General features: G+C 55.1%; 5 protein-coding genes and 1 pseudogene. 5 read left to right on the top strand and 1 reads right to left on the bottom strand.

Translation table 11 applies throughout. From position 1 onward, the window contains the following. From rimM to CPT76_RS16700, 5 genes and pseudogenes are all read left to right on the top strand, one after another. Nucleotides 1–509 (top strand): ribosome maturation factor RimM (gene rimM / locus CPT76_RS16720; protein ID WP_105443644.1); only part of this gene is annotated, 509 nt, incomplete at its 5' end. Beyond that, nucleotides 509–1,270: a tRNA (guanosine(37)-N1)-methyltransferase TrmD gene (gene trmD / locus CPT76_RS16715; RefSeq protein ID WP_105443643.1), complete on the top strand. Its 762-nt coding sequence runs from the start codon at nt 509–511 to the stop codon at nt 1,268–1,270. The genes rimM and trmD, both read left to right, overlap by 1 nt. 144 nt (nt 1,271–1,414) lie before the next feature. Then, nucleotides 1,415–2,769 (top strand): annotated as a pseudogene (locus CPT76_RS16710) (dipeptidase). A 390-nt stretch (nt 2,770–3,159) separates the two neighbouring features. Continuing rightward, on the top strand, nt 3,160–4,119 hold the full coding sequence (locus CPT76_RS16705; protein ID WP_105443642.1) for a GNAT family N-acetyltransferase: 960 nt from the start codon (nt 3,160–3,162) through the stop codon (nt 4,117–4,119). A gap of 21 nt (nt 4,120–4,140) precedes the next feature. After that, nucleotides 4,141–4,419 (top strand): hypothetical protein, encoded by a 279-nt coding sequence (locus tag CPT76_RS16700; protein ID WP_105443641.1) that lies wholly within the window; start codon nt 4,141–4,143, stop codon nt 4,417–4,419. 72 nt (nt 4,420–4,491) lie between these two features. Here the strand turns inward: CPT76_RS16700 and CPT76_RS16695 are convergent. After that, a partial coding sequence (locus CPT76_RS16695) for an ArsR family transcriptional regulator (protein WP_181152883.1) occupies nt 4,492–4,909 on the bottom strand: 418 nt, incomplete at its 5' end.

Here is a 4,909-nt window from a genome sequence, read left to right as displayed (position 1 = left end):
TTTATAAGGTTGGCAAAATCGTCAACACCCATGGCATCAAGGGAGAAATCAAAGTGTTGTCGTACACGGATTTTCCCGAGGTCCGTTTCGCCAAGGGGAGCGAGCTCATGATCGTTCCGGAGGACGGGGGCAAGCCGGTCGACGTGACCGTCGATTCGTCCCGCCTTCATAAAAATATGTACATCATCAAATTGGACGGCTACGACAATATTAATGATGTGGAGAAATTTAAGGGCAGCATGCTGAAAGTCGGCAAGGAACATCTCGTGGAGCTGCCGGAAGACGAATATTACTTCCACGAAATTATCGGCTGCAGCGTCGTGACCGACGAAGACAAGGAGCTTGGGGTTGTGACGGAAATTTTGACGCCAGGCGCGAACGACGTATGGGTGGTCCAGCCAAAGGGCGGCAAGAGTGTCCTCATCCCTGTCATCGATGATGTCGTCCTTGACGTAGACATTCCGAACCAAAAAATACTCGTTCATATTATGGAAGGACTGCTGGACTAATGAGAGTGGATGTGCTGACCCTGTTCCCGGAAATGCTGGATGGGGTTTTCCGGACAAGCATTCTCGGCAAGGCCCAGGAGAAAGGAATCATCTCGCTTCATACCGTCAATTTCCGGGATTACTCCGGGAATAAGCACGGTACGGTTGACGATACGCCTTATGGCGGAGGCGGGGGTATGGTTCTGAAGCCGGAGCCGATCTTTGCGGCTGTCGAGGATCTGCTGGAGAAAGCGGGACAACAGGCCAAGCCAAGAGTCATCCTGATGTGCCCGCAGGGGGAAACCTTTTCCCAGAAAAAAGCGGAGGAATTCGCGAAGGAAGAGCATTTGATCTTCATTTGCGGTCATTATGAGGGATACGACGAGCGGATTCGCGAGCACCTCATCACCGATGAGCTGTCGATCGGCGACTACGTCTTGACCGGAGGCGAGCTTCCGGCGGCGGTCGTGATCGATGCGGTCTCCCGGCTGCTGCCCGGCGTGCTGGGCAACGAAACGTCGGCCGTGACCGACTCCTTTAGCACCGGGCTGCTGGAGTACCCGCACTATACCCGCCCGGTGGAGTTCCGGGGCTGGAAAGTGCCGGACATGCTGTTGAGCGGCCACCACGCGAACATCGAGGCTTGGCGCCGGGAGCAGGCGCTGAAGCGGACGCTGGAGCGGCGGCCGGACCTGCTGGATGAGGTGGAGCTGACCGACCGGGACCGCAAGACACTGGAAAAGCTCCGCAGGCTGAAAGATACCGATGGCGGACTTGAATAACCGAGCTGTAAAACCACGGCCCCTGGGTTCTGCAAGGGAGTGGTTTTTTAGCGTCAGATGCGTTAGTCTGGATATAAGGTTGTCTGAAATATGAGGATCAAGACGTGAGCATTTCAGTAAATATGAACATGACAGGAGGATATTATGGATTATAAAGCATATTTTCAAACCCATCGCGATCAGCATCTGAACGAACTGAAGGAATGGTTGTCCATTCCGAGCATTTCCGCATTGTCCGAGCATAAGCCGGACGTTAAGCGGGCGGCAGAATGGCTGGCGGAGACACTCAAAAAGGCCGGCCTTGAAAACGTGAAAATCCACGAAACAAATGGCCACCCGATCGTCTACGCGGACCATCTGCATGCACCGGGACAGCCGACGGTTCTCGTCTATGGGCACTATGACGTGCAGCCGGTAGACCCGCTGAACTTGTGGGATACCCCACCATTCGAGCCGGCCGAACGCGACGGCAAGCTGTACGCCAGAGGGGCAACGGACGATAAGGGGCAGATCTTTTTACATATTAAGGCGGTGGAAGCGATTCTTCAGCAGGAGAAGCAGCTTCCGGTCAACATCAAGTTTTGCGTGGAGGGCGAGGAGGAAGTCGGAAGCCCGAACCTTCCGAAGTTCCTGGAGGCACAGCAGGAGCTGCTGAAAGCCGATGCGGTTCTGATCTCGGATACTTCCCTGCTGGAAAAAGGAAACCGGCGATCTGCACCGGTCTTCGCGGTCTGTGCTCACTGGAAGTTCATGTCCAAACGGCCAATACAGATCTTCACTCCGGCAGCTACGGCGGCGGCGTGCCGAATGCGCTGCATGCGATGGTCAGCCTGCTCGATTCCCTGCATGATGCCAAGGGCCGCGTGACGGTGGAAGGCTTCTACGAAGGCGTTCCGGAGCTTACGGAGGCCGATCATGCCGAGTTTGCGAAGCAGTCCGGAGACGAGAACAAGCTGAAGCGCGACCTTGGGCTTGACGAGCTGTACGGGGAAGAGGGATACACGTTCGCCGAAAGAACGGGCGCCCGCCCGACCCTTGAGTTGAACGGCGTCTATGGCGGATTCCAGGGCGAAGGCAGCAAAACGGTCATCCCGAAGGAAGCCCATGCGAAGATTACATGCCGTCTGGTGGGACATCAGGATCCGCAGGACATCTTGAACAAAATCGAAAAGCATATCTACAGCCACGTACCGACGGGCGCCAAAGCAACCGTCGTCCAGTTCGAGAAGGGCAATGCATTTACGATCGATCCGTCCACGCCGATTCTGCAAAAGGCGGCGGAAGCCTACGAGGAAGTATACGGCACGCGTCCCGTATTTACGAGAGATGGAGGCTCCATCCCGATCGTGGAGACGTTCTCCCGTGTACTGGCCGCTCCGGTCGTATGCATGGGCTTTGGCCTTCCCGACGAAAACCTGCATGCGCCTAACGAGCACTTTAACCTGGAAAACTTCGATCTTGGTCTGCTGACCATCGTCGATTTCCTGAAAAGAGTGTAACGATCTCCTGAATAAGGAGTCCTGAAAAGGATCATAAATGAATGAAATCGCCGGATCGAGAGCTGTCAGCTCGGATTCGGCGATTTTTATATTAGCCTTCAAGAAGAAATAGCCTGGATCGAACCGTATGCTGATGACTTCCATGGTAATCCCACATCACTACGGACAGTGGAACCTAAATATTCCGCATTGAAATTTTATAACACAATCAATATAATTGTTATGTAATAATATTTTATAACGAGACGTATGAGTCTTTTTGCTAAAATCCTTATCCCGGTTGAAGAGCAGCAGCTAAAGACGGGTCGAATGACATGAAATATCCCTATGGACAAGATGTTTTGCAGAACTCGTTTGCACGTACGATCCACAGTAGAAGGAGGAGTTATATTGAAGATCATTCCGATGGATGCCGAATGGCTTGATGCGATGTGTGACCTTTGGAACGGGGGACTGGGCGGCCATTTTCCGATGCGCAGGGAACTGATGAAGCAAAATACTTTTGAAGATGTGAACGTGTATGGCCCCGCTTCCGGGCTGGCCGTTGACGGGGAGGGCCGTCTGCTTGGGTTCGTGATCGCCAAGAAGTGGCAGGAGCCGGCGCGCGAAATGCAGCTGGGTGACGGCGGCGGATGGATACAAGCCATCGTCGTCCGCCGCGATGCTCAGGGGCAGGGCATAGGGTCAGGGCTGCTCAGTCATGCCGAGAACGCCTTGCGCGAAGCCGGAGCGGTATCGGCCAGCATCGGGCGGGACCCGTGGCACTATTTTCCCGGGGTGCCGCTCGCACTGCCGGAGGTTAAGTCATGGTTTGCGCGCCGCGGGTACGAATACCTGTACGAGGTGTTCGACCTGGTGAACGAAACCTCGGACGATGGCCTAGAGCGGCCCGAGTATCGGGATGGAGCATTCGCCCGCCTGCTTGTCGCGGGAGACCGTGAAGAGATGCTCCGATTCTTCAAGCGGTGCTTTCCGGGACGCTGGTATTACGAGGCGCAGTGCTATTGGGAACGGGGAGGGCAGGGACGGGAATTCGTCGGCCTGTTCCTTGGGGACGAAATGATCGGCTTTTGCCGCGTGAACGACGGCGAGTCCCCGCTGATTGCCCAGAATACTTATTGGGCGCCGCTGTTCAGTGAACCGCTTGGCGGCATCGGGCCGCTCGGCGTGGACGACCGGTTCCGCGGGAAAGGCTACGGGCTGGCGATCGTTCAGGACGGAGTCGCGGAGCTGACGGACAGAGGCGTGAAGCACCTGGTGATCGATTGGACGGAATATGTGGATTTTTATGCCAAACTTGGTTTTCGGACGTGGAAAGGATATAATATCGGCAAAAAATCACTGATGTAGCTCCCAGAAGGAGGATGATGCATGAATCCGGCAAAAGCAATTTGGAGGTTCTTTTTTCCCAAGGAGCGGATCCTGATCTTCACATCTTTCGACGCAGACAGCTATGCGAGGGCCAAGTCCAGACTGCTGAGCGGAGGGATCCGCCACCGCTCGCGCATCGTGAGCCAGCCGACCGGCCGGGACACCTTTACCGGCCGGGGAATGACGCAGTACGACTTGACGTGGCCCAGGAGGATGAGCATGCCGCAAGGCAGCTCCTGTAGTCACAAAGCGGATGGTCGAGCTGCGAAGAAGCGGTAACTGCCATTTTCGCAGCTCGGAGACAACCAGCCCCCGGCAAATGGCCGGGGGCTGGCTGTGGTGTATGGGCGGCTATTCGTCCAGCTTGGCAATCGTGGTAAATACGTCGTACAGCTTCTGATCCGGGTGCTGGCGCTCGGTGTGCTTTTCCACAAACTCCGTCAATTGCTCAAAAAATGCTTTGGCTTCCTCTTCCGTCAAATAGACCTCGGAGTGGGACAGGTTACCGGCAGGCTCCTCCTGGTTCTGGGCCTTCAGAAACTTACGCTTGCTCTCCTCATACAAATCCTCCAGCAGCTTTTGCGTTTCGGTTCGGAAGATTTTCTGGGCCGCCTCATCAATGTCCTTGCTGCGCTTAATCCGTACGGATCCTTTGAAGGCTTGATAATATTTGGCCGTGATTCCGTTGATTTGCTTGGTGTGCACAAGGACAATTAACCCGATGCTCTCCAGCTTTTTGGCGTGATAGTAGACTTTGGCCGGAACCTCG

It is taken from the genome of Paenibacillus sp. AR247, assembly GCF_002968895.1.
Lineage (GTDB): Bacteria > Bacillota > Bacilli > Paenibacillales > Paenibacillaceae > Paenibacillus_AQ > Paenibacillus_AQ favisporus.
Note: the sequence above shows the minus strand (reverse complement) of the source record. Positions and strands in the feature narration are given on the sequence as shown.